Origin of the sequence: Pseudarthrobacter phenanthrenivorans Sphe3 (genome assembly GCF_000189535.1) — a bacterium.
Lineage (GTDB): Bacteria > Actinomycetota > Actinomycetes > Actinomycetales > Micrococcaceae > Arthrobacter > Arthrobacter phenanthrenivorans.
In genome coordinates, this window is sequence record NC_015145.1 from 2,579,442 (window position 1) to 2,605,111 (window position 25,670).

Sequence of the window (25,670 nt, forward strand, 5' to 3'; positions counted from 1 at the left end):
CAAGAAGGTTCCCGGCACATGACAACGGAGTCCACCACGGCCCGCCCCAAACAGCATCTGGTCCACAGCATGAAGCCGCGCCAGCTCACCATGATGGGGCTGGGCAGCGCCATTGGCGCCGGTCTCTTTCTCGGCTCGGGCGCGGGTGTACAGGCCGCGGGCCCGGCCGTACTGGTCTCTTATCTGGTGGCCGGCACCCTCATCATCCTGGTCATGTGGGCGCTGGGCGAGATGGCCGCGGCGAACCCGAACAGCGGAGCCTTCTCCGTCTACGCCGAACGCGCCCTTGGCAGAACCGCCGGGGCCACCGTCGGCTGGCTGTGGTGGCTCCAGCTGGTGGTGGTGATTGCCGCCGAAGCCCTGGGCGCCGCGGCACTGCTCTTCTCCGTATGGCCGGTTGTTCCCGTCTGGGCCCTGGCGCTGGTGTTCATGACCGTGTTCACCGGGATCAACCTTGCGGGCGTCCGGAACTTCGGCGAGTTCGAGTTCTGGTTTGCCATCCTCAAGGTCGCCGCAATCGTGCTGTTCCTGGCCGTGGGCGCCGCCCTGCTCCTGGGCGTCCTTCCGGACGTGGCCTCGCCGGGCCTGTCCAACCTCACTAGCGACTTTGCCCCGCACGGCCTGGGCGGCATTGCATCCGCACTTTTCGTGGTCATCTTCGCTTTCGGCGGCACCGAAATCGTCTCGGTGGCGGCAGCAGAAACGGAAAATCCGGAGCACAGCGTCACCAAGGCGATAAGGACCGTCGTCTGGCGCATCCTGGTGTTCTACATCGGCTCTGTACTGGTCATCGCGGCCGTTCTTCCCGCAACGTCGGAAAGCCTTGCCTCGCCCTTCGCCGGCGTGCTGGATGCCGCCCGGATCCCGGGCGCGGGCACGGCAATCACCCTGGTGGCCGTCGTGGCGCTCCTCTCGGCGCTGAACGCAAACCTGTACGGGGCATCCAGGATGGCCTACTCCCTGGCGCAGCGCTCGGCGGCCCCCTTCTTCCTGTCCCGCCTGGGCCGGGCCGGGGTGCCCATGCTGGCAGTGGGAGTCTCGGTAGCCTTTGGATTCGTGGCCACGGTGCTGGAGCTGCTGTTTCCGGACCGGATCCTTCCGGCCCTGTTCCAACTGGTGGGGTCCACCTGCCTGGTGGTGTGGGGCAGTGCGCTTGTTTCGCAGCTGATCCTGCGGCGCCGCGCCGACCGGGCAGGCCTACCGCTGCCGGTCCGGATGAAAGGCTTCCCCGGGCTCACCATCCTGGGGCTGGTCCTCCTGGGCCTGATCTTCGCGGTTGGCTTCAGCGCCGAGGGCAGCAGGGTGCAGCTGTTCAGCACGTTCGCCCTGATCGCGGGGATCGCCCTGGCCTCGGCGGTGGGTGCCCGGCTGACCTCCCGCGACCGCCGTCCCAACTAGGTAGCAGCAAGTGTCGTTTTGGGCCTCCATAACGACAATTGCTGCTACCTGGTTGAGGGCGTAAAGCGGCGGCCTGTGTTGGGAAGCTGCAGGTCCGGCGGCAGGTAGAGTAAATCCCAAAGCACGAGGTTCCGAAGCGCCGGGTCCCGCCCGGGCGCCGTACTTGATGAGGACTGACACCATGAGCGGCAGGCACACCGGCCACCAGCAGGCGCACACCGTGGAGGGCACAGACCCTCAGCTGTATGTGGCGGTGCATGATCCCGCCGCTGATGCCGGGCTCCGGCCGGTCCTCCTGGTGCACGGGTTCTCCTCCTCCAGCAAGCTCAACTGGGAGGACACGGGCTGGGTGGCTGCCCTGCTGGACGCGGGCCGGCGCGTCATCACCATCGACCTCCCCGGCCACGGCCGCAGCGGCGCACCCGAGGACCGCGATTCCTACTCCCCCAGCAGGATCCGGGCAGACCTGCTGCAGACAGCGTTCGACGCCGGCGTGCGGCCTGTGCAGGACGGCGACCCTTCCAGCGGCCTGGACATAGTGGGCTATTCGCTGGGCTCCCGGCTGGCCTGGGAGTTCGGCGCCACCCAGCCGGAGACTGTCCACCGCCTCGTTCTGGGCGGCCCCAACGTCTCTGATCCACTGGCAGAGTTCGATCTCCGCGCCGCCCAGGACTACCTGGCCGACGGCACCCCGATCAAGGATGAATCCACCGCCAGCCTGCTCAAAATGGCCCTGCTCCTGCCCGGCAACAACATCTTCGCGCTGCTTTCCCTGGTGGAAGCCATCAAGGCCGAACCGTATGACCCTTCCGAGGCTGTGCCCCACGTGCCCATGCTCCTGGTGGCCGGCGACAAGGATGACCGGCTTAGCAGCCTTCCGCAGCTGGCTGAACTGGCGCGCAGTGCCGGCTCCGCCGCCGAGCAGCTGATCCTGCCCGGCCGGAACCATACGAATGCCGTCACCAGCCGGGCCTTCAAGCAGGCTGCCATCTCGTTCCTGGCCGGAGAATAGGCCGGCAGCACGGCCGGAGAGCCTGATGGGCACGTTTTTCGAAGACCGCACGGAGGCCGGTGAACGCCTCGCCGCCTTGCTCACGCAGTTCAGGGAGCGGCCGGAGACGGTGGTGCTGGGCCTGGCCCGCGGCGGCATCCCCGTGGCGGCCGCCGTCGCCAAGGCCCTGCACCTCCCGCTGGGCACCGTACTGGTCCGGAAGCTGGGAATTCCGGGCCATGAGGAAACGGCGTACGGCGCCCTGGCCTGGGTGGGCGGACGGACTGTCCGGCTGATCAACAAGCCCCTGCTGGACCGCGTCCTGGAACACGGGGTCCGGCCCGAATGGCTCGACGACGTTGAGCGGCGCGAGCGGACCGAACTGCTGCGCCGCGTGGAGGTCTATCCCGGCGCAGAGCTCGATGTCGCCGGGAAAACCGTGCTGCTGGTTGATGACGGACTGGCCACTGGAGCCACTATGAGGGCAGCAGTGGAGGCAGTCCGGGAGGGTGGTGCGGCGGCGGTCGTGGCGGCCGCCCCGGTTGGCTCCATTGACGCGGAGGCCTCTGTTGAGCGGGTGTGCGATGCGGTGCTGTGCCTGCACCTGCCGGGCAAGTTCCGGGCCGTGGGCAGCTTTTACCGCCACTTTGAACAGCTCACCGACGACGACGCCATCAGCCTGCTGAAGCAGTAACACCGCCAAGCAGTAACACCGCGAAGCAGTATCGTCGCGCTGCCTTAGCCGGCACCACACGGCGGGCCGGACCGCCATGGTCCGGCCCGCCGTCGTTCTTCCTGGCCCGTGTGCTTCAGGCCCCTGGTTAGTGGTGGCTGACGCCCAGCGGACGGCCCTTCGTCTCCTTGGCCAGCACCACGCCGACGGCGGAGATGACGCACAGGATCATGATGTAGATACCGATGGAGCCGGTCCACTTGGTGGACTGCAGCAGGGCCTCAGCGATGGTCGCCGCGAAGGCACCGCCCAGGATGGCGCCGAACGCGTAACCGATGGAGATGCCCGAGTACCGGACATTCGCCGGGAACATCTCGGCGTACATAGCGGACATGGGGCCGTAGGAGAGCCCGAGTCCGATGGTGAGGACGAACAGCGCCAGGCCGTAAAGCCAGATGTTCTTGGTGTCGATGAGGGCGAACATCGGGATCATCCAGGCGAAGATGATGGCATAGCCGGTCAGGAAGGTCTTCACACGGCCAATGCGGTCCGAGAGCCAGCCGCCGGCAAGGGTGAAGATCAGCCAGCCGAAGGATGCCAGGGTCGTGGCCAGGAGGACCTGCGGCGTAGGCATCTGCAGCGTCCTGGTGGCGTAGGCGATAAAGAACGCAATCAGCAGGTAGCCCGCTGCGTTGTTCGCGATGAAGATCATGGTGGAGTACAGGACAGGCTTCTTGTGCTTGCGGACCAGCTCCCCCAGGGGCGCCTTGCTTTCCTGCTTCCGTGCGGCCATCTCCTGGAAAACAGGGCTTTCGGCGACGGCACGGCGGATCAGGTATCCCACAACGATCAGGACGATGGAGAGCAGGAACGGCACACGCCAACCCCAGGCAGCAAAGTCTTCCTTGGGCATGCTGCTGTTGAGGAAGTAGAGCAGGCCAGTGGCAAGGATCATGCCGATGGGCACTCCGATTTGCGGGTAGGCGCCAAAGAGTCCGCGCTTGTTCAGCGGGGCGTGTTCAACGGCCATCAGCGCCGCACCGCCCCATTCGCCGCCGGCGGAGAAACCCTGGATGATGCGCAGCGTGATCAGGAGGACCGGCGCCCAGAAGCCTATCTGGGCATAGGTGGGCAGCATGCCGATCAGGGCCGTGGCGGCGCCCATCATGACCAGGGTGAAGACCAGCATTGCTTTGCGTCCGAGGCGGTCACCAAGGTGCCCGGCAACCACAGCGCCCAGGGGGCGGAAGAGGAAGCTGATGCCGATCAACGCAAACGAAAGGATCTGTGCCAGTCCGGGGTTGGACTGGTTCAGCGGGGCGAGGAACAGCGGTGACAGCAGCGTTGCGGTCAGCTGGGCAAAGATGAAGAAGTCGTACCACTCGATGGTGGTGCCGACGAGGGTGCCGGCGAGGACCTTGCGCTCCTCCCGCCGGGAACTGGGACCGGCGAGTGTGTCCACCTTGGAAGGTGTGGTCATTGAAACTCCATTGTTTAAGGCAGCAGCGCTGCCGGGACGCCTTCAGGATTACCGACAGAACGGTCAGTTAGTTAGTAGGGTACTACGAAAATGTGAGCCGGAACACGGGCTGCTGAAATTTTTATTCCGACTGCCGAAGCGGCAGGAGTTTTGCTCCACCCTTGGGCCCGGAGGCGGCAGCCTTATGGACCAGCGCGACGTGGCGTTCTATATTTGAACTGCCGTTTCGTATTGAGGACACTACCGGCGTACCGGGCGCCTGACAAGAGTGGCACCCCGCGTGCCCCTGCCACCTAGGATGGACACCATGAATCCCACCGCTGCAGCGCCGGCCGGGGCGGCACCCGCGCAGGCTTCCCCGTCGCAGACCCTCTCCCGTGGAATCCGTGCCCTCGAGATCCTGGCAGCGGCCGCCGGCCCCTTGACCATCGCGGAACTGGCAGACGCCATGGGGGTGCACCGTTCGGTGGCCTACCGCATCCTCCGGACCCTCGAGGACCATTCGCTCCTTGTCCGGGACGACGCGGGGCGCGTCCAGCCAGGCCCGGGACTGGCGGTGCTGGCTCGGGGTGTGTCACGGAACCTGCAGGCCGCGGCCCTGCCGGAACTGACGCAGCTGGCCAACACCCTGGACATGACGGCGTTCGTGGCCGTGTGGGACCACCATGACTGCATTACCCTGCTGACGGTGGAGCCGCGCCATTCAGGTGCCACGGTGGCGCAGCATCCCGGCACGCGCCACCCAATCAACGCAGGCGCACCGGGTATTGCCATCCAGTCCGCCCTCACCGAGGCGGAATGGGAACGGCTGGCTACGGGAATCCCTTACCGCCCCGAAGCCGCCGAGGCCCGCAGCACGGGCTACTCCGCCAGCCACGACGAGGTCATCGCAGGCGTTTCGTCTCTCGCTGCGCCCATCAGGGTCCCCGGCGGGCGCCCTGCCGCCCTCGCCGTCGTCTATATCCGGTCATCCCATGACCCTGCCGCGGTGGGCGCGGCCCTCGTTGAAAGCGCCGGCAGGATCCAGCGGCAGCTCGCTTAAAGCCGGCGGCGAAGAACGACGGCGGCTCCCGCGCCCAGGAGCGCGAGCGCGGCAGCAGCACAGACAGGAACAAGGAATGCGGCCTGGTACCCGTGCATCTCTGCCAGCTGGCCCCCGAGGAATGAACCCACCGCCGTACCGGCCACGATTCCGCTGGCAAGCGCAGTCATGACGGTGCCCAGCCGGCCGGCGGGAGCAACAGTGCCGCCGGCCGCAAACACCGTGACCATGACCGGACCCACCGGAAGGCCCAGGGCCAGCAGCACCGCAACCATTGCGGGCATCGAGGACGGCAGGAGCAGCAACAGCGCCAGGGCGCTCATCAGCCCCGCGCACACGATCCACCGCCAGGACAGGCTGAAGCGCGCCGGCCAGTAGGCAACGGACAGCGCTGCCACCGCGGAGCTCAAACCCATCACGGCATACAGCAGGCCGGCCGTCTCCGATCCTGCAAACCCTGCCGAGAACGGGCTGAGGGCCGCTTGGGTGGAGCCGAAGAATGTTCCCATGCAGACCATTGCGAGCACCGGCAATGCCACCGCTGCCGGCAGCATTTCCCGCCGGCGGCTGCCGCCTTCCGTAGTTATGGCGTCTGCTTTGGGGTTCCCGCCTGACATTGCCCCGGGCAGTTTGACTGCCCGGTGCATCTGGACTGCCCGGTGCGTGGGGTGCACAGCGAAGGCCGGCACGAGGAGAATCGTCATGGCCGCCGCCAGGGCGAGTGGCAGCCAGGGCGCCAGGAGGCTGGCAAGGATTCCCACCAGTGCCGGTCCCAGGACAAAGGTGACTTCATCGGCAGTGCTCTCATAGGAAAGTGCCGTGTCCAGGTCACGCCTCCGTTCCGCCGGCGCACCTTGGGAAGCCAAAGCCATCCAACGGACCCTGGCCAGGGGACCCACCTGGGGGCAGCTGGCTCCGGACAGGAAGGAAGCGGCGAGCACCATGGCGGGTATCCCGCCATGACCCGCCATGGCTTGGGCCGCCACGATCAGGGCAACCACGGCAAGGGTGTTAAAAAGTGCAGCCAGCAGCAGGATCGGACGCTGCCCCCTCCGGTCGGCGAGGGCGCCCAGGACAGGCGCTCCCACGGCCGATCCGATGCCCACCGCTCCGGCGGCCGTGCCGCCCAAGGCATAGGACCCGCTGACTGAGGTGACCAGCGTGAGCGTCCCCAGCGCCAGCATTGCCAGCGGAAGCCTGGCGAACAGTCCCAGGGGGATGAAGCTGCGTCCTGCCAGCAGGGGAAGCCGGGCGAACCTGCCGGAGGAGGCTGGGCCTGACGGGACGGGTTGTTCGGCCGGGCGGGATGCCGGGGTGCCGGCTTGTTGCGTTGGTGAGTTCAATTCCGGGCTCGCTCATATCCTGCGCATCGTCCCTCCTCCCGATGCGCGCAACCCGGTAACTGTCAAAGTATATCCGCCCGACGGGACAGGACCAGGGTCAGGCGGGCGCATCCAGGGAGTCCGATATCCGCAGCGTCGAGCCGTTCCGCCCCTTCATCACCTGGAGCTGGGCGCCGATACGCTGCTTCATCTCTGCCACATGGCTGACAAGTCCTACCACGCGCCCGCCGTCCCGCAGGCCTTCAAGGGCATCCATGACCTGTTCCAGGGACTGCTCGTCCAGGCTCCCGAATCCTTCGTCCACGAAGAGCGTTTCGATCTCCACTCCCCCTGCCTCCTGCTGCACCACATCCGCCAGCCCCAGGGCCAGGGACAGGGATGCCATGAAGGATTCCCCTCCGGACAGCGTGGAGGTGTCCCGGCGGAACCCCGTCCACTGGTCCACCACTTCCAGGCCAAGCCCTGACTTTGCCCCGCGCGCGGCCCTGGCGTCCGTGTGCTGGAGGAGATAGCGGCCATCGCTCATGGCCACCAGCCGCTCCGAAGCTGCGAGCGCAACCTGCTCCAGGCGGGCGGCCAGTACGTAGCTGTTGAGGCTCATCCGGTAGGCGTTCTCACCGCGGCCCGCAGCGGCGTCTGCCAGCCCGGCCAGCATCCGTGCCCGCTCCGCCGGCTGCTGCGCAGATCCCGCGAGTTCGTCGTATTCCGCACGGATGCTTTGCAGCGAGGCGAGGCAGCGGGCGGCCATGCCGGCAGCCAAATCCGCGTCCCGGGCCTCCCGTGCGGCCGCAGCCGCAACCTCCCGAAGGGCGCCAAGCCGTTCCCCGTCGGGTTCGTAACCGGCGGTTTTTTCCTCAAGGGCCTGCAGGATGTCCGCGGACACGAAAAGCTCTGCCACCTTGGCTTCCTCATCCTGAGCCGCACGTATTCCTGACTCAAGCGCCTCCGCCGCGGCACCGTCGAGCAGCTGCTCCCGCGCCTCGACGGCGGTGGAGAAACCTGCCGCGGGCAGTGCCAGTTCCAGTTCTTCCCGCGCCTCGGCATGCTGGGCCTGCATCCTGCCAAGATGCCCGTGCGCCTCCACAGCCTTAGCCAGAACCGCCACTGCGTCCTCCAGCGCCCGTAACCGCTTGGGCAGGCTCCGGTGGCCTCCCCTCAGCTCGGCCAAGGAAACGTCCAGGGCAGCCGCCTGTTCGGACACGTCCTCCAGGGATGCCGCCGTCCGGGCCAGCTCGCCTTCGGTTCCGGTCCGTGCTTCCTGCACAGCCGCCAGCGCAGCAGCAAGCTCGTCAAGCCGCAGCCGCGACAAGCGCAGCTCAGCCTCGGCGGCTTCCGCGTCTGCCGCTGCCCGGCCTGCACTTTCCGCGGCGTCCAGGGCGGCGGCCTCGGGCGTGTCCCCGCCCTGCCCGGCAAGGACAGCCACCAGTTGGCTGGCGTTCCCCCATTCTGCAGCCACCCGGTTGAAAGCGGCTTCCGCCGCCTCGTGGACCAGCCGCGCGTCTTCCTCTTCCTGGGCAAGAGCGGGACCGCCGTGTCCACCCGCTGCGGGATCAGGGTGGTCATGGCTGCCGCAGACAGGGCATTGCTCCCCCTGCACAAGTCCAGCCGCCAGTTCCGCAGCAGCATTGGCAAGCCGTTGTTCCCTTAGGTCCAGCCAGCGGCGCTTGGCCTCCAGCTGCTGCTCCCGGGATTCATCATGGCGGACCTTCACCAGGTTGCGTGCGGACACTGCGGAAGCGTAGCGCTTGACCACGTCCAGCAATTCCTGTGCCGCCGCTGCCTCCTTCCGCCGCAGGGCGACTGCGGCCGAGCGCTGCTCCAGTTCCTGCAGCCCGCCGCTGATGCGGGTCCGTTCCGCTTGGAGTTCTTCCGTACGGCTTCCGTCGCGGGCCAGGACAGCGGCGAGCTCCTCCCGCTTTTTCGCCAAGACGCTGTGTCGCTTCCGGAGGGCCAGCAGCCGGTCCTCGTCCGGCAGCCTGGCCTCCACCACGGCGAGGAGGGAGCGCAGGCGGCCGAGTTCGGCATCGGCACCCGCCACCGGTTGTGCTGTGCCCGCGGCGGCGAAATCGGCGGAGAAATCAAGGTCCAGCCGGGACAGCTCGGCGTCTTCTCCGGCAGCAAGGCGCAGCAGCGTGACTGCCGACTCCGCCGCGTTGGCCGCACTGCGTACCTTCGCATCTGCGGAGTCGAGAGCCCGCAACTGCGCGTCCAGCACCTCTGCCTTCCGGTGCCGGGAAAGCCGAAGGAGCTGGCCCTCAAGCAGCGGTGCAGCCTGCTCCGCCGCCGCTTTGCGGGCCTCGGCGGAATCCAGTTTGCGGCGCCGGTCTTCACGCGCCGCCTCAGCTTCCACGGCGTTCCGGCATCCGTTGCTTCCGGCTTCAGCTTCCTCCGCGCGCCCCGCCAATTCCTGGCGGCGCAGTCCCACAGCGTTTTCGAGCCAGGTGAGGCGCGCGGCCGTATCCTCCACGGGAGGAGCGCCTGCCCCGTCAAGTTCCAGGGGGTCCGCTTCGGCTTCCGCCCGGACAGCCAGGAGTTCAAGCTGGCCCGCCAGGACCGAGACTTCCTCCTTGGCGGCCTGGGCCTGGCGCGAGAGTTCCAGTTCAACCGCTTCGAACCGTTCGGTCCCAAAAAGCTTCTGCAGGAGTTCCAGCCGGTCGGTGGCTTTGGACCGCAGGAAGGCTGCGAAGTCACCCTGCGGCAGCATGACGACGCGGGTGAACTGTTCCCGGTCCATTCCCAGCAGCGCCAGGATCTCAGCACCGGCCTCATCGTTGCGGGCGGACTTCTCGGTCCACGTGCCGTCCACGCGTTCCCGGAGCAGCGTCTTGGCCTGCTGGGTGGTGAAGCCGTTCTTCCCGCGGGCGCTCGGCTTGTCCCACGCCGGTGAACGCGTCACTTCATACCTGCGGCCCTGGGCAGAGAATTCGCAGGTGACTGCAGGTTCCTGCGCGGGTTCCGCGTGGTCACTGCGGAGCCGCTTCCCGTCCTGGCGGGCGCCGGGCACCGAGCCGTACAGGGCGAAGCAGATGGCATCCAGCACGCTGGTTTTCCCTGCGCCCGTGGGGCCGTTGAGGAGGAAGAGCCCGTGCGCGCTGAGCCTGTCGAAGTCGATTTCCTCCGTGCCGGCAAAGGGACCGAACCCGGAGATGATAAGCCGGTGGATCCTCATCGTGACGCCTCCTGAAGGCGAACGTTGTCAAGGGCGGCGGCGAGCGCCGCTTTCTCGGCTTCATCAGGGATCCGGCCGCGCACATGGTCCAGGAAGCCGCAGCACACGGAAAGGTCGTCCGGCGCGGCCGCGAGCCTGCTGCTGTAGCTTGCAGCGGCAGCAGCGGTCCCGCCGGCGGGCTCGAACCCGAGGACCAGGGTGTCGGGGAACCGGGAACGGAGCCTCTCCATTGCCCTGGCCGGCCGCTGGTTGTCCGTGAGGGTGACCTGGCAGTACGCGGATTCCGCCCACTGGTGGTCGGCAGACTCAAGGAGCTCTGCCAGGGGCCCGCGGAGCACGGCCAGCTTCCGCGGCGCCTCCCACAACACTTCCTGCACCGAGGTGACCCCCTCCACACCGACATCCACGAGCCAGCCGCCCTTCTGGTGGGCGGCTTCGGAGAAGGAATAGGCCAGGGGCGAGCCCGAATACCTTACCTGCGGCGAGAGCACCTGCCGCCCGTGCAGATGGCCCAGGGCCGTGTAGCCGAAGCCGTCAAAGAGGTCCAGCGGCACCGCACCCACACCGCCGATGCTGAGATCCCGTTCACTGTCCGAGCTGATGCCCCCGCTGGCAAAGGTGTGGGCCAGGACTACGGAGTGCACGGTCGAGGACGCCGACCGCCGCTCCAGGTCCGCCCGGATCATCCCGGTTGCGGCGCGTGTGACCTCGAAGTGGCTGGCGGTGTCCACGCCCAGCTGATCGGCGACGAGCCGCGGCTCAAGCCATGGGATGCCGTAAATGGCCAGCACAGCCCCGCTGGCACGGCCGTCAGCCAGCGGCAGCAGCAACGGCTCGGCCAGGTCCTGGACCCTGGTCCGAAGGTGGACTCCCCCGCGTTCCAGTAGCCGGGAGGCGAATCCAAGGCGGATGGCGGAATCATGGTTGCCGCTGGTGAGCACGACTTTAGCTCCGGCCGAGGTGATGCGCACGAGTGCCTCATCCAGCAGGCGGACCACGTCCACGCCCGGGAGCGCACGGTCATAGACGTCCCCCGCTACGAGGACAACGTCAACGCCGTACCGGGTGACCGCGTCCACCAGCTGGGAGACAAAATTGCGCTGGGCCTCAAGCATGCCAACGCCGTGGAAGGACCGGCCCAAGTGCCAGTCCGAGGTGTGGAGTAACCGCATGGTCCTAAGCTATCGGCTCCCACTGACAGTCCCGGCCAACGGCGCAGCAGCCATGGCTCAACGCCCCTTGCCGTCAAAGAACTCCTGGGCTTCACTGGCCCTGGCTTCCTTCGGACCATCCGCCCCCGCTGCCGCGCGTTCGTCCCCGTCGGTGGCCTGTTCGGGTGAGTTGGCCTCCCCTTCGGTGGATTCCCCTGCCAGGCCGGGAACGTGCCGGCCGGCAGCGCCCGCACCGAAGCTCCGGAATACCAGTCCCGCAATAGCAGCACCCACCAGCGGGGCGGCCAGGAAGACCCAGAGCTGGGCAGCAGCCCAGCCGGAGCTGAACACGGCGGACGACAGGGCACGGGCAGGGTTGAACGGCAGGTTGCCCACGGACTGGCCAAGTTGCAGTAGGACGGCAAAGGTCAGGCCAACGGCCACTGCGGCCCCTGCCCGGCTGCCGCTGTCCGGGGCGTTTCCCGCGCCGCTGTACACGTGATTCCCGGCACCGGAGGCGGCATCGCTGCGGGCTGAGCCGAGGAAGACTGCCACGATGATGGCTGCTCCGAGCATTTCCAGCAGCAGCACCGCCGCGAGCGGTGCCTGGATGATGGAGTGCTCGGCGAAACCAGCCGTCACGGTGTCGAAAGCCGTCCGGCTGTCGGCGATGCCGGGCAGGGTCCGCAGGATGCCGAACAGTGCAAGGGCGCCCGCCAGTCCCCCGGCGAACTGGGCGGCGATGTAAGCGGCAGCAGCGCCTGCACGGATTCTCCCTGCCAGAAGGTGACCCACCGTAATGGCAGGGTTGAAGTGGCCCCCCGAGACGTGCGCGAAGGCCAGCATCGCCGCCGTCACTGCCAGGCCGGCCGCAAGGGCTGCAGGCAACGGGCTGGAATCCGGGATGGTGAACAGCGGCACGCCCAAGCCGGCCACCACGATGATCAGGGTGCCGAAGGCCTCGGCACCCAGCCGGGGCAGGAGGCCTGGGCGGTGGGGTTCAGCGGCGTGGCCAGGCAGAGTGTCGACATGGTCAGGGGCGTGGGTGCTCATGGTGGGACCCTTTGAGGTAGGCAGGAGATGGCGGTGCGGCCGCCGGGCAACCCAGCCATTATTCCAGCCGCTGCTGGACGTTTGCTGAGGCGGTAGCCAGCGGCGGGAGGCAGCAGGGCTGCGGCCCGTCCGGCGGTCCCCTGGAGCCGCGGTAAATTTACAGCATGAGCCCCGAACGAGTTCCGTCCGTGCCCGCCCTGACGTCCCGCATCCACGGCTGCCTGCTGGGCGGCGCCCTGGGTGATTCCGTGGGCCACGCCGTCGCCGGGGATTCCCTGGAAGAGCTCAGGAGCCGTATTGGCGCGGACGGCCTTACGGACTTTGGTGCACTGGCAAAAACCGGTTTCTCCGACGAGACCCAGCTGACCCTGTACACCGTGGACGGCCTGGTGGAAGCCCTGGAGTGGGCGAATTCCGGCGTGGGCGCGGACGTGAATGCCTGCCTGTGGCTTGCATACCTCCGGTGGCTGGCGACGCAAGGCGAAGACGCCGGACCGTCGGCGCCGGCACCCCAGCCGCGGTGGATTGACGGACAGGCCGTGCTCCACCAGCGCCGGCACCCCGAGCGCGATTCCGTGTCGGGGCTGGCCACAGGCGAAATGGGAACGTCCGTCCGTCCCGTGAATCCCGGGTCGAAGGGCAACGGCACCGTGGTGCGCTCTGCCCCGTTCGGGCTGATCCCCCACATCACTGCGGAGGCTGTCTACAAGCTGAGTTCGGACGCCGCCTCCCTGACCCACGGACATCCGGCGGCCCGCCAGAGTGCCGGGGTCTTCAGCCTGCTGGTCCACAGGCTGGTGTCCGGTGAAGGGCTCCTGGAAGCGGCGGCGGCCGTAACGGCCCACTCCCGCACGCTGAACGAGGTGGCCCCGGAACTGCCTGAGCGCCTTGAGGCTGCGCTCCAGCTTGCGGGCAAGGGGGTCGTCGCTCCTGACGAACTCACCGCCACGCTGGGTGCCGGCCGCCCCGCCGAAGAAGCCCTCGCCGTCGCGCTCTACGCGGTACTCGCCACGATTCCGGACACTGCCACGGGCGGTACGGACGACGACGACGCGGACGGGCTGCCCGTCCGGCACTTCAGGGAGGCGGTTGCTGTGGCGGTGCGCCATGGCGGCGCCAGCGATGCCACCGGCTCGCTCGCCGGGAACATTCTGGGCGCCTTCTACGGCGAGGCCTGCCTGCCGGCAGAGGGGCTTGAATCGCTTGAAGGGATCGACACCGTGCGCGGCATGGCGGCCATGCTGGTGAAGGTTACGACCGGCGAAGGCTGATGTTGTTGCAGGCCTCGCACACATCCTCCGGGATGAGTCCGCGGCGCTGCAGGAACCCGAAGACCACGCAGCCCAGGCAGAAGCCAGCGAAGGCTTCCAACGACGCGGCCACGATCAGGATGCCCAGCACCGCCCAGGCGGCGGGGACGGCGTCGGCCGCGTACAGCAGCAATGCGGTGGTGGAGACAGCGGCCCCCAGGCCCTGGGCAAAGCGCTTGGGCGGTCCGGGAACCAGCTTCACCTTGCCCAGCCTCGGCGTGATGACCTTCACGGACAGGAGCGCCAGCGGAGAAACCCTTGGCCCGAAGAGCACGCGCAGCCAGAAACCGATAGCAAGGGCCAGCAGGCCCCACCCGGAGCCGCTGGCCGCCGTCACGAGGGCGAGCAGGACCACCAGCCCAGCCGTGACGCGCGCAGCGTACTCATTGACGGGATTCGGGAAGGCGAACAGGGAACTCATGAGCCAAGGCTAGGAGCGGAGTGCGGCGCGGCAAAGGTTTGTTGCGCCGGATGACCGCGTTCCGGTTGGACGTGCGCTGCCCTCAGGCGATTGCTGCGGCTGCGTAACCGGCCACCATCTGCAGGAACTCGCCTTCGGACAGTACTTCGATGGCCTGCCCGCGCTCATGGAGTTCCAGGACGCGCCGCGCCTTGCCGGTCAGCCTGCCGGAGCGGAGATCGGACGCCACAAAACCATCACCCACCACCAGGACCGTTGTGCGTCCGGTCACCCGGCTCTCCGGCCGGGCACCGACGTCGGCTGAACGCTTTTTCGCTTCCGGCCGCCCCATGGCCAGCTGGCCGGTGAAGACGACGGTCTGCCCGTACAAGGGATGGCCCGGCTCTGCGTCAGGGTTGGGAAGGGGGTTGGCGCCTTCCTCCGGCCAGCCCGGCTGGAAGGCCCTGGCCGGAGCCGCGGTGCCGCCGGCCATGGTGGACAGCGCTGCGAGGCTGGGTTTGGACAGGACGCCGCTGGCAGGATCGAAGGCATGCTGCCGCGGGACCGCGAGGCCCAGGGACAGATAGAGTTCGGCGATGCTGTTGGCCCGGTTCCGCCTGGCGATGTCGATCAGGATCCCTGCACAGGCCCGGGCGTCCTCGGCGGCGTCGTGATGGTTGACCAGCGGAACACCGGCTTCCTCGGCCGCGAACGGAAGCGAGTTGGAGACCAGGGAATAGCACCTGCGGGACAGCATCACGGTGCAGACGTAGTCGTAGGCGGGCCCGGGCAGCCCCGAGACTTCCAGTCCCGAACGGATCACGCCCAAGTCGAAGGCGGCATTGTGCGCGGCGAGGATGTCATCGCCGATAAACGCGCCGATCTCCGGAAAGAGCTCCCCGAAACGCGGCTTTCCGGCCACGTGCTCAGGACGGATGCCGTGGATCCGGACATTGTGGTAGTCGAAGTGGTCGTGGTTCAGTGGGGGCTGCATCAGCCAGGAGGCTTCCTCCGCGATCCGTCCGCCCCGGACCTTCGTCAGGCCAACCGCACAGGGCGAGCCCCGGAAGCCGTTCGCAGTCTCAAAGTCGATCGCCGTAAAGTCCAAACCCACGGCCCCACCTTACCGCCGGAAGCCGGCCAAACCCGTCAAGTACCCTTGAGGGGTGAACTTTCCTGTGATGAACGACCTCGCTGTGTCCATGTTGGGCGGTGCAGGACCGGTCCAGCCGCAGCTGGCCTCCTTCCTGCCCGACTGGCTGAACCCCCAGATCTTCCTGGCCGATCCTGCCCTGGCACCCTGGGTGGTCCTGCTCGTCTGCGGCATCGTCTTCGCGGAAACCGGCCTGCTGGTGGGCTTTTTCCTGCCGGGTGATTCCATGCTGTTCACCGCGGGACTGCTGGTGGCCACGGACACCATCAAGTTCAACGTGTGGCTGTTCGCACTGCTCATCATCATCTCAGCGATCGTAGGCAACCAGACGGGCTACCTGATCGGGTCCAAAGCAGGTCCGGCCATCTTCAACAAGCCCAACTCCCGCCTCTTTAAGCGGGAGAACGTGGAGAACGCGCATGCTTTCTTTGAGAAGCATGGCGGCAAGGCGCTGATCCTGGCCCGTTTCGTCCCCATCATCAGGACCTTCGTTCCGGTCATCGTGGGCGTGGCGCAGATGAGCAAGAAGAAGTTCTTCCTCTACAACGTCATCGGCGCAGTCCTCTGGGGCGGCGGCGTCACCCTGCTGGGCTACCTGCTGGGCGACCGCATCCCGTGGGTCCGCGACAACCTGGACATCATCTTCATCGCCATCGTCCTGGTGTCGGTGCTCCCCATCGGCGTTGAAGTCCTGCGCGGCCTCTCCGCCAAGCGCCAGGCGAAGGCGTACGGCACGGATCCCGTGGACGAGTTCATCGAGGAACACGCCCCCGAGGACGAGCAGAAGACGCCCCGCCTACCCTAGGCCACACAAAAAAGGCGCGCTTCCCGGGAAAACGGGAAGCGCGCCTTTTTGGTGCCTGTTGCAGTGCTCGGCAGGATTACTGGACGGATTCCTCCAGGGCCTCCACGATCGCCGGCAGCAGCGCGCGGAAGGCCTTGCCCCGGTGGCTGATGGCATTCTTTTCCTCGGCTGACAGCTCTGCGCAGCTCCGGTCCTCCCCCGCGGGCTGCAGCACGGGGTCGTAGCCGAAGCCGCCCTCCCCCCGCGGCTCGCGGAGCAGAGTGCCCTCCAGCTGGCCGTACTCCACCACTTCACGCCCCGGCCGGCCGTCCGCGGCGGGCACCGCCAGGGCCGCGGCGCAGACGAACGCCGCGCCACGGTGGACGTCCGGCACATCGGAGAGCTGGCTGAGCAGGAGGCGGAGGTTGGCCGCGTCATCGCCGTGGCTGCCCGCCCAGCGGGCCGAGAATATTCCGGGCGCCCCGCCCATGACATCCACCGAGAGGCCGGAGTCGTCGGCGATGGCCACCAGGCCGGTGGCGTCGGCAACGGCGCGCGCCTTCAGCAGTGAGTTCTCGGCGAACGTAACGCCTGTTTCGACGACGTCCGGTGCACCTGCCGCCGCCGCATCCACCACCTGCGTGTCGACGTCGAGCCCTGGCACCTGCCCGCGCAACAGTTCGCGGAGCTCCCTGAGCTTGCCCTTGTTATGCGTCGCGAGGACCAGCCGCGGCGACGCGCCGCCGGCACCGCTCACAGCGTGTCGGCCAGGGTTTCGCGCTGGATGGCGGCGAGCTGGGACGTACCCAGCAGTGCCAGGTCCAGGAGCTGGTCCAGTTCCGCCCGGTCGAAGGGAGCACCCTCGGCTGTGCCCTGTACCTCCACGAACTTGCCGGATCCTGTGACAACCACGTTCATATCCGTCTCGGCACGGACATCCTCGACGTAGGGCAGGTCCAGCATGGGAACACCGTCGATGATGCCCACGGAGACGGCGGCAATCGTGTCGATGATGGGCTGGGCATTCTTGCCGATCAGCTGGTTGTCGCGGGCAAACCGGATGGAGTCCGCCAGGGCAACGTAAGCACCGGTGATCGCCGCGGTCCGGGTGCCGCCGTCCGCCTGGAGGACGTCGCAGTCCAGGACGATCGTGTTCTCGCCCAGCGCCTTGGTGTCGATGATCGAGCGGAGGGAACGGCCGATCAGCCGTGAGATTTCGTGCGTGCGGCCGCCGATCTTGCCCTTGACGGACTCGCGGTCGGAGCGGGTGTTGGTGGCGCGCGGGAGCATGGCGTACTCGGCGGTGACCCAGCCGCGGCCCTCCCCCTTGAGCCAGCGCGGGACACCCGCCGTGAGGGAAGCGGTGCACAGGACCCGGGTGTTGCCGAACTCGATCAGGGCGGATCCCTCGGCCTGGTTGGACCATCCACGGGTGATGCTGATGGGCCGGAGCTGGTCGGGGGCGCGGCCGTCGGCGCGCACGATGGGCACTGCAGTTGCTTCAGAAGTCATGCCTTTAGCTTATCCACTGCAGGTACTGCCGGAGCCGCGGCCGCATCCGGGGCCGAATAGCCGCCCGTCCTAGATGGTGTAGTGCACTCCGGCCACGGCCACGGCAACATCGCCGCCGAATGCCGGCCGGGCCTCCGCCATCACCGTCGTCGGCGACGTCCACACCGGAATGTGCGTCAGCAGGAGCCTGCGCGCCCCAGCAGCCGCTGCGGCCTCCCCCGCCCGTTTGCCGGTCAGGTGGACGTCCTTGATGCCGTCGTCGCGCCCTTCCTCGAACGCCGCCTCGCACAGGAACAGGTCCGCGTCCTTGGCGGCTTCCTCGAGGCCCGCACAGGAATCGGTGTCGCCCGAGTAGGTCAGGGTGCGGGCGATCGTGTTGCCGTCCTTGTCCGGCTCCACCACCTCCACCCGGAGGGCATACGCCTCCTCGATCGGATGGTTTACGCCAAAGGGCGTTACGGTGAACGGACCTACGGTCACCGGTTCACGCTCGGTCCAGTTGGTGAAGTCGAATTCCTCGTGCATGCCAGAGTCCAGCGGAAGCCCGTACGCGGTGGCCATGCGGTCAGCGGTGGCCGCCGGCCCCCAGACGGGAATCCGGCCGCGGCCCCAGCCGCCGGGCTTCCAGCGGATGGCGACGTGGAGGCCGCACAGGTCCATGCAGTGGTCCGGGTGCAGGTGGGTGAGGAAGATCGCATCGATGTCCTCAAGGTCGGTGTACCGCTGGATGGCACCGAGCGCGCCGCTGCCCAGGTCCATGACCACCTTCCAGGTACGCTCGCCGTCGTTCGCGGTCAGGAGGTAGCACGACGCCGGGGATCCGGGCCCGGGAAAGGATCCGGTACAGCCTACGATGGTGAGCTTCACTGGCCGGCTCCTCCGGTCGATTGGCTGCCCACAAAGTTGGAGATGCGCGGGCGGGCGCCGGCCCGCTGCGCCGCGGCAATCATCTCGGGGGTGATGCGCGCCAGGCTGCCGGTGGGGTACTGGGCCGCCACGTGGTCCACGTGCCGGACGGAAAGGACCTCGGGTCCCAGGAACCGCCGGGCCAGGGCTTCGAACTGGCCAGCATCCCCGGTGGCCACGAAGTGGTGTTCCGGCGGGGCGTCGTCGGTGCGCTGGAGGTCATGGGTGGCCAGGGCGCGGTAGACGTCCTTTGCCGTTTCCTCGGCGCTGGACACCAGTGTCACGTCCGCCCCCATGACGTAGGAGATGACGCCGGTGAGCAGCGGGTAGTGCGTGCAGCCCAGCACCACGGTGTCCACGCCGGCAGCCTTGAGCGGCGCGAGGTACTCCTCGGCCACGGCCAGCAGTGCCGGGCCGGTGGTGATGCCGGCCTCCACGTAGCTGACGAACTCCGGGCACGCCACCGAGGTGATCGCCAGGTCCGGCGCCGCGGCGAACGTATCCTCGTAAGCCCGGGAGCCGATCGTGGCGGACGTGCCGATGACCCCCACCCGTCCGCTGCGCGTTGCGGCAACGGCGCGCCGCACCGCGGGCTGGATGACCTCGATGACCGGGATGCCGTACTTTGCCGTGTACCGCTCACGGGCGTCCCGGAGGACAGCGGCCGACGCCGAGTTGCAGGCGATGGTGAGCAGCTTGACGCCGGAGTCCACCAGTTCGTCCATCACGCCCAGGGCGTTCGCGCGCACTTCCGCGATGGGCAGGGGGCCGTACGGGCCGTGCGCGGTGTCCCCCACATAAAGGATCGATTCGTTCGGAAGCTGGTCGATGATGGACCGGGCCACGGTCAGGCCGCCCACGCCGGAATCAAACACGCCGATGGGCCGTGACTCTACGGCGGCGGCCTGGAGGCCACCGGTGGCGGGAGCCGCTGCAATGCCGGCTGACGGATCCATGCTTGAGGCTCTACTCATGATTATTCGAGGATAGGTCTTCCTTGCGGCTCCAGTCATGAACCTGTGGCCGGGAGCTCATGTCTGGTGTGTCACAGCGCAGGGACACGGAAGAAACGGCGCCCTTCATCGGCGCGTTTCCAGGGACTGCAGCATGGCCTGCACCAGCGATTCCTGGAGCCAGGTGGCGAAGTTGTAGACCAGGGCCAGGTAGCTCTCCACGTCCTCGGCCTGGGACCAGTCCTGCATGAGGTGCACGTGTTCGGCGTCTTCCTCGTCCTGGATGTCCAGGCGCTCAGCCAGGACCAGCCGCACGTCGTTCAGCGCCATGGACCAGTGCCGCGCTCCTTCGGGAGTCAGCACGATCTCGTCCTTGTCCAGGTCCAGCGCGGCAGCCCGCAGGGCGCCGATCTTCGTTTCCCGCAGCGAGCGCTCCGTGAGCTGCCGGAACTCAAGGGAGGCGCCGGCGTCGTCCTTCATGACGTTGGGCAGGAGGCGCCTGACGGCACGGTCCGAAGGCTCGGCCACGTCCATGTCCAGGCCGATCAGCGCCGCCAGCGGGTCCTGGCCTTTGCGCTCTTCGGGCTGGAGCATGGAAATGACGTCGTCGATCAGGCTGCGCAGCAGCTCCCGCTCGGCCGGTTCCAGGTAGCCCGTGATGCCTTTGAGTCCGTACTTGAATGCCTTAGCCACGTTTCCCCTTGCCCTGGCCGGATCCGCCGGATTTTCCGGAGTTGCCGCCCGGTCCGCCGCTGGCTTTCTCCACCGTGGCCCAGAGGCCGAAGCCGTGCATCGCCACGGCATGCCGTTCAACCTGTTCCTTGCTGCCGGAGGCAACGATGGACCGGCCCTTCTTGTGGACCTCCATCATCAGTTTGTTCGCTTTGCTTTCCGAATAGCCGAAGTAGCTTTGGAAAACGTAGCTCACGTAACTCATGAGGTTGACGGGATCGTTCCAGATCACCAGGTTCCAGGGGATGTCCGGGGCGGTCAGGGAATCGGTGGATTCCACCGTTCCGGTCCGGGTGCCCTCCTGCGTATCAGGGCCGAGCGCAACGCTTAAGGTCATCTGTCCATTCTATGGGGCGGGTGGGCCCCCACTGGCGAGGGCCCCGCGGCGACGCGAAGCAAGACGTGGGAGCCGTCGGGTGGGCCCACGCTGGCGAGGGCCCCGCGGCGAAGCGAAGCGAGACGTGGGAGCCGGCGGGTGGGCCCACGCTGGCGAGGGGCCCGCGGCGAAGCGAAGCGAGACGTGGGAGCCGGCGGGGACTAGAGTGATTTTCGTGAGTACCTCTGCCGGCTGGGACCATCCCCGCACGTCCTTTTACACCGACCACTACGAGCTGACCATGCTGCAGGCGTCGCTCCATTCCGGCGCCGCGCACCGTAAATCGGTGTTTGAGGCCTTCGCCCGCCGCCTCCCGGACGGTCGGCGCTACGGGATCGTGGCCGGCACGGGACGCCTGCTGGAAGGCATTGCCAACTTCCGCTTCGGCGACGCCGAACTCGACTTCCTGGAACGCACCAACGTGGTCAATGGACAGACCCTCGAATACCTGGCCTCGTACCGTTTTTCCGGCGACATCTGGGGCTACCCGGAGGGCGAGGCGTATTTTCCCAACTCCCCCATCCTGATTGTGGAGGCCACGTTCGCCGAGGCCTGCATGCTGGAGACCTACCTGCTCTCCGTCCTCAACCACGACAGTGCCATTGCTTCGGCAGCGTCAAGGATGGTCAGCGCGGCACATGGGCGTCCGTGCATCGAAATGGGCTCCCGGCGCACGCATGAGGAAGCGGCAACGGCCTCCGCCCGTGCCGCCATCATTGCCGGCTTTGACAGCACCTCCAACCTGGAGGCAGGCATCCGCTACGGCGTCAAGACGGTGGGCACGGCGGCCCACTCCTTCACGCTCCTGCATGACACCGAGCGGGATGCCTTCGAGGCGCAGATCGCGTCGCTTGGCGAGGGAACATCCCTGCTGGTGGACACGTACGACGTCGAAACGGCCGTCCGCACGGCCGTGGACCTTGCAGGGCCGCGGCTGGGCGCGGTGCGGCTGGATTCCGGGGACCTGGTGGCGCAGGCCCAGTGGGTGCGCACGATCCTGGACGACTTGGGCAACGAGAACACCAAAATCGTTGTTACATCGGATCTGGACGAGTACGCCATCGCGGCGCTGCAATCCGCGCCGGTGGACTCCTACGGCGTGGGCACTTCCCTGGTCACCGGGTCCGGGGCACCAACGGCCAGCATGGTCTACAAGCTGGTCAGCCGCACGGACGATGACGGGAACTTCGTCTCCGTCGCCAAGGCTGCCAAGAACAAAGCCAGCGTGGGCGGGCGCAAGTATGCGCTGCGCAAGCTGGATGAGCGGGGCATTGCCACCGCCGAGGTAGTCGGCGTGGGGCGCCCGCCCGAGGACGACGGCAATGACCGCCCGCTGCTCCAGCAGTTCATGAAGAACGGCGAGCTGGTCCCCGGCTGGACCGGCCACGAAGGCGTCCTCCGCGCGCGCCGCCGCCATGCGGAATCCATGGCCGAACTGCCGGCCGTCGTCAACCGCCTCCAGCGCGGCGAGGCAGCCATCCCTACCCTGTACGAGGAGAACTGATGTCCCGGGCACTGATCATCGTCGACGTCCAGAACGACTTCTGCGAGGGCGGCTCGCTGGCCGTCTCCGGCGGCGCGGACGTGGCCGGCGCCATCAGCGAGTATGTGGAGGCCCATCACGGCGAGTTCGACCACATCGTCGCCACCCAGGACTGGCACATCGATCCGGGCGGGCACTTCTCCGAAACCCCGGACTTCAAGGACAGCTGGCCGCCCCATTGCGTGGCGGGAACCCCGGGCGCCGAACTGCACCCCGACCTGGACACCGAGTACATCCAGGCCTACTTCCAGAAGGGCCAGTACGCGGCGGCCTACTCGGGCTTCGAGGGACTCCTGGCGCCTGAGGACGCCGTGCCCACCGGGGAACGGCAGCCCGGTGCCCTGCCCGGTCCAGGGGACGCCGAGAGGTTCGCCCCGGACGATGACGCCATCGGGCTCGACGACTGGCTCCAGAGCCATGACGTGGAGGATGTTGTGGTGGTGGGCATCGCCACCGATTACTGCGTTATGGCCACAGCGCTGGACGCCGTCCAGGCAGGCTACTCCGTCACCGTCCTCCGTTCCCTGACCGCCGGGATCGCCGAGGACCTCGAAGAAGCGGTTGCCGAGATGGAGCTCGGCGGCGTGGACGTCGCCTGACCGGAACCAGCAGATCCGGAAAAGTGGAAAATGGCCGGGACCCACGGGTCCCGGCCATCTTGCGTTAAGGCGGCTACTTGCGGCCGATGAACCAGTCCTGGAGCTTGCGCAGGCGTGACTGCAGCTGCTCTTCATTGGCCTGGGCAACGGGCGGGCCCCCGCACACCGTGCGCAGCTTGGTGTGGACCACGCCGTGGGGTGTTCCGGTGCGGGCGGACCAGGCGGCAACATTCTTGGCCAGCTCGTTCCGGAGGTCCATCAGCATCCGGTGGTCCGGAACGGCAGGTGCCGGCACTTCCGCCGCTGCCGGGGCTTTCCGGTTCTTCCGGTTGAGCTGCTCGTGCTGGCGCTGCCGGAGGAGCGTGCCAACCTGTTCGGCGTCCAACAGCCCGGGAATGCCCAGGAAGTCCAGCTCGTCGTCGGACCCCACCTCGCCGCCGGTGCCGAACTCGCCGCCGTCGAAGAGGACACGGTCGAAGGACGCCTGGGAGTCCAGCGCCTCGAACTTGCCCTTGGTCAGGCTGTCGGAGGCCTTCTCCTCGCGGTTGGCTTCCTCCATGAGTGAGTCTTCGGGATTGAAGAGCCCGTCCCCGTCTTCCTTCTCCGGCCGGTCCAGCGCGTGGTCCCGCTCCGCTTCCATGGAGTTGGCCAGGGCCATCAGCTGGGGTACCGAGGGCAGGAAGACCGACGCCGTCTCTCCCCGTTTGCGTGCACGTACAAAGCGGCCCACGGCCTGGGCGAAGAACAGCGGGGTCGATGTGGAGGTTGCGTAGACACCAACAGAAAGCCGCGGAACGTCCACGCCTTCGGACACCATGCGGACGGCCACCATCCAGCGCTTCTCGCTGGCGGTGAACTCCTCGATCTTGCTGGACGCCTTGGCATCATCGGAAAGAATGACGGTGGGCGACTCCCCCGTGATCCTTTTCAGCTGGCCGGCGTATGCCCGGGCATCCTCGTGGTCGGTGGCGATGACCAGGCCGCCGGCGTCGGGAACTGTACGCCGGACCTCACTGAGGCGCTTGTCCGCACCTGCGAGGACAGCAGGGATCCATTCCCCCGCCGGGTTCAGGGCGGTACGCCAGGCGTGGGACGTGATGTCCTTGGTGACGGCGGCCTCGCCCAGCGATGCCGCCATTTCCTCACCGGCGCTGGTCCGCCAGCGCATCTGCCCGGAATACGCCATGAACATGACGGGACGGACCACATGGTCGCGCAGGGCGTTGCCATAACCGTACGTATAGTCGGCCTTGGAGCGTCGGATCCCGTCCCGGTCCTCGGCGTACTCCACGAACGGGATGGGCGAGGTGTCCGACCGGAACGGCGTCCCCGTCAGCGAGAGCCGCCGCACGGCGGGGTCGAAGGCCTCGCGGAGGCCGTCGCCCCAGGACAGCGCCTCGCCGCCGTGGTGGATCTCATCCAGGATCACCAGCGTGCGCGCAGCCTCGGTCTTGGCGCGGTGGAGCAGCGGCTTGCTGGCCACCTGCGCATACGTGACGGCCACGCCGATGAAGCCGCGGCCGTGCTGGCCGTCGGAGTTCTTGAAATTGGGGTCGATGGCGATGCCCACCCTGGCCGCCGCGTCCGCCCACTGCCGCTTGAGGTGGTCGGTGGGCGCCACGATGGTCACCCGGTTGACGGCGCCGGAGTCGATGAGCGTGGACGCGACGCGGAGGGCAAAGGTGGTCTTGCCGGCGCCGGGGGTTGCTACCGCCAGGAAGTCCCGGGGGCTGTTGCGCAGGTAAAGGTCAAGCGCTTCCTGCTGCCAGGCACGGAGTTTTGGGGCGGTTCCCCAGGCTGCACGTTCCGGATAAGCCGGAGGCAGGGTGGGGCCGCCAAAGAGCGTCTCCGTCACTATTTGTTGTTGCCTGAGTCCCCTCCGGGACCCTTGCCGCCGTCGTTGCCCGGGCGCAGGCCGTCATAGACCTCTTTGCACATGGGGCAGACCGGGAACTTCTGCGGGTCCCGGCCCGGCGTCCAGACCTTGCCGCACAGGGCGATGACAGGCTCGCCGGTCAGCGCGGACTCCATGATCTTTTCCTTGCGCACATAGTGCGAAAAGCGCTCCCGGTCCCCGGGTTCCACTTCCTGGCGCAGTTCCTCGCGCTCAATGGTGGCTGTGGACGATCCAGCCCCGGAAAGCTCGCGCATCGGGTCGTTGTCGAGAGGGTCCGTCATGCTAGTCATGCGATCCATCTTAGCCTTTCTGCCGGCGTGACGTCCGACGGCGGCACGCCCGCGCCGGGGCCCGGAACCGGCCGCCGTCGTACTTTTCAACGTGCCGCGGACACGCCGCGGACGCTGCTACAGCCCCTGCCAGGGAGGCTTGTTGTCATAGGTGTGGCGGTAGAAATCCGCGAGTTTCAGCGCGGAGGCGGCCGCCTCGTCCAGCAGGACGGTGGCGTGCGGATGGAACTGGAGGATCGACGCCGGGCAGAGGGCGGCGACGGGGCCTTCCACGAAGTCGCGGACAGCCTGCGCCTTCCGCGCGCCGGTTGCCAGCAGCACCACGTGCCGGGCCTCCATGATGGTTCCCAGGCCCTGGGTCAGGACATGGTGCGGGACCTCGGCCAGGCCTTTGAAAAAGCGGGCGTTGTCCCGGCGGGTCTGTTCGATGAGGCTCTTGATGCGGGTCCTGGACGCGAACGAGGAGCCGGGCTCATTGAAGGCGATATGGCCATCCGTTCCCACGCCGAGGATCTGCAGGTCGATCCCGCCCGCGGCGCTGATGGCAGCTTCGTAGGCCTGGCACGCGGCGGGGATGTCGGCAGCCGAACCGTCCGGGCCATGGACGTTCTCCGGCGCAATGTTCACCCGGTTCGTGAACTCCCGGCGGACCACCTCGCGGTAGGACTCGGGGTGCCCCGCGGGAAGACCCACGTATTCGTCCAGCGCAAAGGCCGAAGCACGGCTGAAGTCCAGGCCGTCCCGTTCGTGGCGCGCGGCGAGTTCGTCGTAGACAGGCAGCGGCGACGAGCCCGTGGCAAGGCCCAGGACAGCGTCGGGCTTGCGCCGCAGGAGCCCTTCGATGGCGTCAGCGGCAAGCTGCGCGATCTTCCTGCTGCCGTTGAGGATGACAACTTCCATGCTGTTCCTTCCAGA

At 67.5% G+C, this 25,670-nt stretch carries 24 protein-coding genes; 8 read left to right on the forward strand and 16 right to left on the reverse strand.

Annotated features, from left to right (window positions below):
- Nucleotides 1–18 precede the first annotated feature (18 nt).
- From ASPHE3_RS12000 to ASPHE3_RS12010, 3 genes are all read left to right on the forward strand, one after another.
- On the forward strand, nucleotides 19–1,398 hold the full coding sequence (locus ASPHE3_RS12000) for an amino acid permease (protein ID WP_013601472.1): 1,380 nt from the start codon (nucleotides 19–21) through the stop codon (nucleotides 1,396–1,398).
- 181 nt (nucleotides 1,399–1,579) lie between these two features.
- The gene (locus tag ASPHE3_RS12005) at nucleotides 1,580–2,410 is read left to right on the forward strand and encodes an alpha/beta fold hydrolase (RefSeq protein WP_013601473.1); all 831 of its coding nucleotides are present in this window, start codon (nucleotides 1,580–1,582) and stop codon (nucleotides 2,408–2,410) included.
- Nucleotides 2,411–2,435: 25 nt separating this feature from the next.
- Nucleotides 2,436–3,083: a phosphoribosyltransferase gene (locus tag ASPHE3_RS12010; RefSeq protein WP_013601474.1), complete on the forward strand. Its 648-nt coding sequence runs from the start codon at nucleotides 2,436–2,438 to the stop codon at nucleotides 3,081–3,083.
- Nucleotides 3,084–3,210: 127 nt separating this feature from the next.
- On the opposite strand, the gene ASPHE3_RS12015 is transcribed toward ASPHE3_RS12010, so the two are convergent.
- Complete coding sequence (locus ASPHE3_RS12015) at nucleotides 3,211–4,542, reverse strand: MFS transporter (RefSeq protein ID WP_013601475.1); 1,332 nt, start codon at nucleotides 4,540–4,542, stop codon at nucleotides 3,211–3,213.
- A gap of 307 nt (nucleotides 4,543–4,849) precedes the next feature.
- On the opposite strand from ASPHE3_RS12015, the gene ASPHE3_RS12020 reads away from it, so the two are divergent.
- Nucleotides 4,850–5,584, forward strand: a complete 735-nt coding sequence (locus tag ASPHE3_RS12020) for an IclR family transcriptional regulator (protein WP_013601476.1) — start codon at nucleotides 4,850–4,852, stop codon at nucleotides 5,582–5,584.
- Here ASPHE3_RS12020 and ASPHE3_RS12025 read toward each other — a convergent pair.
- The 4 genes from ASPHE3_RS12025 to ASPHE3_RS12040 all read right to left on the reverse strand — a co-directional run bounded on the left by ASPHE3_RS12025 (nucleotide 5,581) and on the right by ASPHE3_RS12040 (nucleotide 12,300).
- Nucleotides 5,581–6,927, reverse strand: coding sequence for an MFS transporter (locus ASPHE3_RS12025; RefSeq protein ID WP_013601477.1), 1,347 nt, complete (start codon nucleotides 6,925–6,927; stop codon nucleotides 5,581–5,583). The genes ASPHE3_RS12020 and ASPHE3_RS12025 overlap by 4 nt on opposite strands.
- 97 nt (nucleotides 6,928–7,024) lie before the next feature.
- Complete coding sequence (locus ASPHE3_RS12030; protein ID WP_013601478.1) at nucleotides 7,025–10,096, reverse strand: AAA family ATPase; 3,072 nt, start codon at nucleotides 10,094–10,096, stop codon at nucleotides 7,025–7,027.
- The gene (locus ASPHE3_RS12035) at nucleotides 10,093–11,268 is read right to left on the reverse strand and encodes an exonuclease SbcCD subunit D (protein ID WP_013601479.1); all 1,176 of its coding nucleotides are present in this window, start codon (nucleotides 11,266–11,268) and stop codon (nucleotides 10,093–10,095) included. Before ASPHE3_RS12035 ends, ASPHE3_RS12030 begins: the two co-directional genes overlap by 4 nt.
- Before the next feature lie 57 nt (nucleotides 11,269–11,325).
- Nucleotides 11,326–12,300 (reverse strand): aquaporin, encoded by a 975-nt coding sequence (locus ASPHE3_RS12040; RefSeq protein ID WP_013601480.1) that lies wholly within the window; start codon nucleotides 12,298–12,300, stop codon nucleotides 11,326–11,328.
- Nucleotides 12,301–12,464: 164 nt separating this feature from the next.
- Here ASPHE3_RS12040 and ASPHE3_RS12045 point away from each other — a divergent pair, with 164 nt between their 5' ends.
- Nucleotides 12,465–13,571, forward strand: a complete 1,107-nt coding sequence (locus tag ASPHE3_RS12045; protein ID WP_041652138.1) for an ADP-ribosylglycohydrolase family protein — start codon at nucleotides 12,465–12,467, stop codon at nucleotides 13,569–13,571.
- On the opposite strand, the gene ASPHE3_RS12050 is transcribed toward ASPHE3_RS12045, so the two are convergent.
- A complete protein-coding gene (locus ASPHE3_RS12050; protein WP_013601482.1) occupies nucleotides 13,552–14,031 on the reverse strand; it encodes a DUF4395 domain-containing protein in 480 nt (159 codons plus the stop codon). The two genes, ASPHE3_RS12045 and ASPHE3_RS12050, sit on opposite strands and share 20 nt — an antisense overlap.
- An 82-nt stretch (nucleotides 14,032–14,113) precedes the next feature.
- Complete coding sequence (locus ASPHE3_RS12055; protein WP_041652139.1) at nucleotides 14,114–15,124, reverse strand: 3'-5' exonuclease; 1,011 nt, start codon at nucleotides 15,122–15,124, stop codon at nucleotides 14,114–14,116.
- 67 nt (nucleotides 15,125–15,191) lie between these two features.
- Between ASPHE3_RS12055 and ASPHE3_RS12060 the strand changes: the two genes are divergently transcribed.
- Entirely contained in the window at nucleotides 15,192–15,968 is a 777-nt protein-coding gene (locus tag ASPHE3_RS12060; RefSeq protein ID WP_013601484.1) for a VTT domain-containing protein, read from the forward strand.
- 76 nt (nucleotides 15,969–16,044) lie between these two features.
- Here the strand turns inward: ASPHE3_RS12060 and rdgB are convergent, their stop codons facing one another.
- The 6 genes from rdgB to clpS all read right to left on the reverse strand — a co-directional run bounded on the left by rdgB (nucleotide 16,045) and on the right by clpS (nucleotide 20,387).
- A complete protein-coding gene (gene rdgB, locus ASPHE3_RS12065; RefSeq protein WP_013601485.1) occupies nucleotides 16,045–16,704 on the reverse strand; it encodes an RdgB/HAM1 family non-canonical purine NTP pyrophosphatase in 660 nt (219 codons plus the stop codon).
- On the reverse strand, nucleotides 16,701–17,459 hold the full coding sequence (rph, locus tag ASPHE3_RS12070) for a ribonuclease PH (protein WP_013601486.1): 759 nt from the start codon (nucleotides 17,457–17,459) through the stop codon (nucleotides 16,701–16,703). The genes rdgB and rph overlap by 4 nt, the downstream gene beginning before the upstream one ends.
- A 69-nt stretch (nucleotides 17,460–17,528) precedes the next feature.
- Nucleotides 17,529–18,326, reverse strand: coding sequence for an MBL fold metallo-hydrolase (locus tag ASPHE3_RS12075; RefSeq protein ID WP_013601487.1), 798 nt, complete (start codon nucleotides 18,324–18,326; stop codon nucleotides 17,529–17,531).
- Nucleotides 18,323–19,321, reverse strand: coding sequence for a glutamate racemase (murI, locus tag ASPHE3_RS12080; protein WP_013601488.1), 999 nt, complete (start codon nucleotides 19,319–19,321; stop codon nucleotides 18,323–18,325). The genes ASPHE3_RS12075 and murI overlap by 4 nt, the downstream gene beginning before the upstream one ends.
- A 123-nt stretch (nucleotides 19,322–19,444) precedes the next feature.
- Nucleotides 19,445–20,011, reverse strand: coding sequence for a DUF2017 domain-containing protein (locus tag ASPHE3_RS12085; RefSeq protein ID WP_013601489.1), 567 nt, complete (start codon nucleotides 20,009–20,011; stop codon nucleotides 19,445–19,447).
- Nucleotides 20,004–20,387, reverse strand: coding sequence for an ATP-dependent Clp protease adapter ClpS (gene clpS / locus ASPHE3_RS12090; protein WP_013601490.1), 384 nt, complete (start codon nucleotides 20,385–20,387; stop codon nucleotides 20,004–20,006). Before clpS ends, ASPHE3_RS12085 begins: the two co-directional genes overlap by 8 nt.
- A 214-nt stretch (nucleotides 20,388–20,601) precedes the next feature.
- Here clpS and ASPHE3_RS12095 point away from each other — a divergent pair, with 214 nt between their 5' ends.
- Nucleotides 20,602–21,930 (forward strand): nicotinate phosphoribosyltransferase, encoded by a 1,329-nt coding sequence (locus ASPHE3_RS12095; RefSeq protein WP_041652904.1) that lies wholly within the window; start codon nucleotides 20,602–20,604, stop codon nucleotides 21,928–21,930.
- Nucleotides 21,930–22,568, forward strand: coding sequence for an isochorismatase family protein (locus ASPHE3_RS12100; RefSeq protein WP_013601492.1), 639 nt, complete (start codon nucleotides 21,930–21,932; stop codon nucleotides 22,566–22,568). The genes ASPHE3_RS12095 and ASPHE3_RS12100 overlap by 1 nt, the downstream gene beginning before the upstream one ends.
- A 73-nt stretch (nucleotides 22,569–22,641) precedes the next feature.
- Here ASPHE3_RS12100 and ASPHE3_RS12105 read toward each other — a convergent pair whose 3' ends face one another.
- From ASPHE3_RS12105 to nagB, 3 genes are all read right to left on the reverse strand, one after another.
- Nucleotides 22,642–24,423: a DEAD/DEAH box helicase gene (locus tag ASPHE3_RS12105; protein ID WP_013601493.1), complete on the reverse strand. Its 1,782-nt coding sequence runs from the start codon at nucleotides 24,421–24,423 to the stop codon at nucleotides 22,642–22,644.
- A complete protein-coding gene (locus ASPHE3_RS12110; protein ID WP_370455872.1) occupies nucleotides 24,423–24,755 on the reverse strand; it encodes a DUF3039 domain-containing protein in 333 nt (110 codons plus the stop codon). The genes ASPHE3_RS12105 and ASPHE3_RS12110 overlap by 1 nt, the downstream gene beginning before the upstream one ends.
- 117 nt (nucleotides 24,756–24,872) lie before the next feature.
- Nucleotides 24,873–25,655: a glucosamine-6-phosphate deaminase gene (gene nagB / locus ASPHE3_RS12115; protein WP_013601495.1), complete on the reverse strand. Its 783-nt coding sequence runs from the start codon at nucleotides 25,653–25,655 to the stop codon at nucleotides 24,873–24,875.
- Between the last annotated feature and the right edge of the window lie 15 nt (nucleotides 25,656–25,670).